This is a genomic window from Thermomicrobiales bacterium (assembly GCA_041390825.1).
Classification (GTDB): Bacteria; Chloroflexota; Chloroflexia; order Thermomicrobiales; family UBA6265; genus JAMLHN01.
This window is the reverse complement of sequence record JAWKPF010000091.1, coordinates 1-3761: the sequence shown is the minus strand read 5'-3', so window position 1 is coordinate 3761 and position 3761 is coordinate 1. Positions and strand designations below refer to the sequence as shown.

Here is a 3761-nt window from a genome sequence, read left to right as displayed (position 1 = left end):
TCGAGTTCGGCGGCGGGCAACTCCGCCGACCGCATCGCCAGGTCGACTGTCGTCCTGGCCAGGATACGATCGAGAATCGTGCCGGTCGTAAGCAGACCGTCGCCGCTCACAGCGCCGACCCACTGGACGACTGGCGACTTGCCTGCACGAACCGTTCAAGCGTGTCCGCGGCTCTGCCACTGTCGATGGTAGCGGCTGCGAGCTCGACGCCTTGCCGGACGTTTTCCACGACACCAGCGGCATACAGACCGGCGCCCGCATTGAAGAGCACCACGTCGCGCATTGGTCCCTGTGCACCGGCCAGAATGCGCAGGGTGATCTGGGCATTGTGCGCAGCGTCGCCACCGGCCAGAGCTTCCACACTGGCTCGTTTCAGCCCGGCATCCTGAGGGCCAATGGCGTACTCGATCGCCTCACCTCGTTCCGCATCGAACTCCACGACGTGCGAATCCTCGCCGAGACCGAGCTCATCGAGTCCCTCCGGTGAATACACGACCAGCACCCGATCGCTGCCGAGTCGACCCAATGCTTCGGCCATCATTCGCGCTGCGGACGGTGCGCTGACGCCGATGATCTGTCGTCGCAGTCCAGCCGGATTGGTCATCGGACCCAGGAAGTTGAACACCGTGCGCACCCCGATTTCGCGACGGGTCGGACCGGCATGGCGAAATCCCGGGTGGTACGACGGGGCGAACATGAACCCAATCCCTACATCGCGAATCGACGCCGCTACAGCGTCCGGCGAGAGGTCGATAGTCACGCCCAGCGCTTCCAGAACATCGGCTGAGCCGCTCTGGCTTGTGACTGAACGATTGCCGTGTTTGGCCACGCGCACATCAGCGCCGGCGATGACGATCGCTGCGGTGGTCGAAATATTGAAAGTACCTGAATCGTCGCCACCCGTTCCGCAGGTATCGATGATTGGTCGATCGTCGGGTACGGTGACCCGCTGCACATGATCGCGCAACGCTCTGGCGAACCCGGTCAGTTCGTCGACGGTCTCGCCGCGCACCCGCAATGCGGTGATCAGCGCGGCGATCTGGGAAGGCGTCGCCTCGCCAGACATGATGGCATCCATCACATCCGTGGCCTGCTCCTCTGTCAATGCTCCGCCATCGACGATCGTTTTGATGGCGTCGCGGGCACTGAGTCTGGGTTTCGTCGTCAACTCTGACATGACCTAGTACCCCACGAGTACGGGAGCGGCGCGCCGCACCGTCGTTTCCTGCGTTGACGAGAGGAAGTTGGCCAGCGGAGTCGCACCCACCGGCGTCAGAATCGACTCAGGGGTGGAACTGCACCCCTTCGATGGCGAGCGTTCGGTGCCGGAGTCCCATGACAATGCCGTCATCGGTCTCATTGCCGTGATTTCCAACTCGTCCGGCAGGGACTCCCGTTCGACGATCAGGGAGTGGTAACGGGTGGCCACAAACGGACTGGGAGGTTCTCGAACACGCCCTGATTCGTGTGATAAATCACCGACACCTTGCCATGCATCAATCGAGGCGCCTTCAGGATAGTGGCTCCGAACGCAGCGCCGATAATGCGATGGCCCAAAGACGGGCACCCAGAATCGGTATCCGCCCGGCAAAGTGCGCGATGACCGGTACCGAAATCGCCTCGGCCCGGAGTGCAGGGACCCGGTGAGACGACGATTCCCTGCAGATCGCCCATCGATGTCTTCAATCACATGGACGTCGATGGCGTCGTTGCGCACAACTTTAACCTCGGGACCGAGTTCGGTCAGGAACTGATAGAGATTGAAGGTGAACGAAATCGTAGTTGTCGATGAGTAGAATCATGACTGTGCTCCCATGGCATCAGGCCCGAATTCTTCGTACTCGATGCGTTCAGCGAACTCGATGGCTCGCATGAGAGCCCGCATCTTGTGAAATGTTTCCGCGTATTCTCCATCGGCGGTACTGTCGGCCACGACGCCACCACCAGCCTGCAACGACGCCACGCCATCGCTGTAGACGAGGGTCCGCAATGCGATGCAGGTGTCCATGCCACCCGCAAAGTCCATATAGCCAACGGCACCGGAATAGGGTCCGCGTTTATCGACCTCCAGTTCGGTGATGATCTCCATCGCCCGCACCTTGGGAGCGCCGGAAACGGTCCCGGCCGGGAAACAGGCGCGCAGTGCATCGAAACAGTCAAGTTCCGGCGCGAGATCCCCCTCCACATGCGTCACGATGTGCATGACGTGTGAATATCGGTCGATCTCCATGAATCGCGGCACGCGAACGGTTCCCGACCGGGAAACGCGGCCAACATCGTTGCGGCCCAGGTCGACCAGCATCACATGCTCGGCACGTTCCTTTTCGTCGGCGAGTAGCTCGGTAGCCAGCGCTGCATCCTGCTCGGGCGTCTGACCGCGGGGGCGAGTGCCGGCAATGGGGTGATTCGTCACCACCCCGTCCTCCAGCCGGACCAGCAGTTCTGGCGACGCTCCCACGATGTGGTGATCGACGAAATCGAGATAGAACATATACGGTGAAGGGTTGACGGCGCGCAATGCGCGGTAGATGGTGAACGGATGCACAGGCGTCGGCACGTCAAGTCGATGCGAAAGGACAACCTGGAAGATATCGCCCTCCAGAATGTATTCCTTCGCGCGTTCGATCATATGGTCATAGTGGCTTCGCGAAGTGTTGGGGATCAGTCGGTCGTCGATCGGCAGAGGAGGTTCCGGTATACCGTGAGGCAATGGCGGCAGCGGTGCTCTCAGCCTGCTGATCGTTGCTTCGATCCTGGCTGTCGCTGCCTCGTATGCGCTGCGAATCGACCGGGCATGACGAAGATCGACGTGGCTGACAACCTTGATCGTGCGTTCCAGATTGTCGAAGACCAGAAGCCCATCGACGATCATGAAAGAACCATCCGGCAGTGAGCGTCCCGCTCCCTTGGCCCTTCCCACTCGCGGTTCGAACGCATTTACCGCCTCGAATGACAGGTAGCCGACCGCACCGCCAAGAAAACGGGGTAACGGCAATCCCGGCATCCGGCTCGACTGATACTCGGACAGCAAATCGCGCAACACCTGAAGGGGGTCGCCATAGGACTCGGCCGTGTCCACGCCGTCACGCGAAAGATGGGCCAGATCGTTCCGAAACGTTAGCGTGGCCACCGGTCGAGATCCGACGAAGGAATAGCGAGCAACGCGCTCGCCCCCCTCGATACTCTCCAGAATGAAGCAGGGGGTCTCATCCCGCAGTTTGGCCAGGGCTGTTACCGGTGTTTCGGTGTCCGCCATCACTTCGCGATAAATCGGCACCAGTCGGGGCGGCGTCTTCTCGCTGGCCAGCCAGTGCTCCAGTTCTTCCAGCGATGGCGAAAAGGCGCCTCGTTGCGCGACTGGCGGTTTCGATGAGAGTGCGGTAACCATTCTGGTGCCTCCTGGCGGTCCGGCGTTTGGACAACAAAAAACCCCCGTCCCTGAAGGGACGGAGGCGATGTGCCTTCCGCGGTACCACCCTTGTTGGGAGTCTCACGACTCCCCGCTCGACAAGTACGGGCCGGTACGTCCGGCCGATACCCCGCTCCCGTTAACGGTGGAGAAACCGGCGACGCCTACTCGACAAACGGGTTGTCTTTCGGGTCACGACTCACGGATCCATTCGGCGCCCACCCGGCGTCGGGCTTTCACCATCCCCGACTCGCTCTGCCCGGCGTTTCCGGCACGTACTCGTTCCGATCACAGTCGCTGCGATCTTCAACATGAAGTGAATCTATCAGGAATGGCAAACCGATGTCAACGA

3 protein-coding genes are annotated in these 3761 nt (G+C 61.0%); all 3 read right to left on the bottom strand.

Annotation, left to right across the window (positions count from 1 at the left end; translation table 11 throughout):
* Positions 1 to 106: 106 nt before the first annotated feature.
* Entirely contained in the window at positions 107 to 1177 is a 1071-nt protein-coding gene (trpD, locus tag R2855_20125; protein ID MEZ4533314.1) for an anthranilate phosphoribosyltransferase, read from the bottom strand.
* A gap of 3 nt (positions 1178 to 1180) precedes the next feature.
* Positions 1181 to 1360: a hypothetical protein gene (locus R2855_20120; GenBank protein MEZ4533313.1), complete on the bottom strand. Its 180-nt coding sequence runs from the start codon at positions 1358 to 1360 to the stop codon at positions 1181 to 1183.
* Positions 1361 to 1798: 438 nt separating this feature from the next.
* Complete coding sequence (trpE, locus tag R2855_20115) at positions 1799 to 3388, bottom strand: anthranilate synthase component I (protein MEZ4533312.1); 1590 nt, start codon at positions 3386 to 3388, stop codon at positions 1799 to 1801.
* Positions 3389 to 3761 lie beyond the last annotated feature (373 nt).

What these genes read in the sequence shown, in the direction of transcription:
- trpD (MEZ4533314.1), bottom strand. Translation starts at nt 1,177, where the DNA reads ATGTCAGAGTTGACGACGAAACCCAGACTCAGTGCCCGCGACGCCATC.
- R2855_20120 (MEZ4533313.1), bottom strand. Translation starts at nt 1,360, where the DNA reads ATGAGACCGATGACGGCATTGTCATGGGACTCCGGCACCGAACGCTCG.
- trpE (MEZ4533312.1), bottom strand. Translation starts at nt 3,388, where the DNA reads ATGGTTACCGCACTCTCATCGAAACCGCCAGTCGCGCAACGAGGCGCC.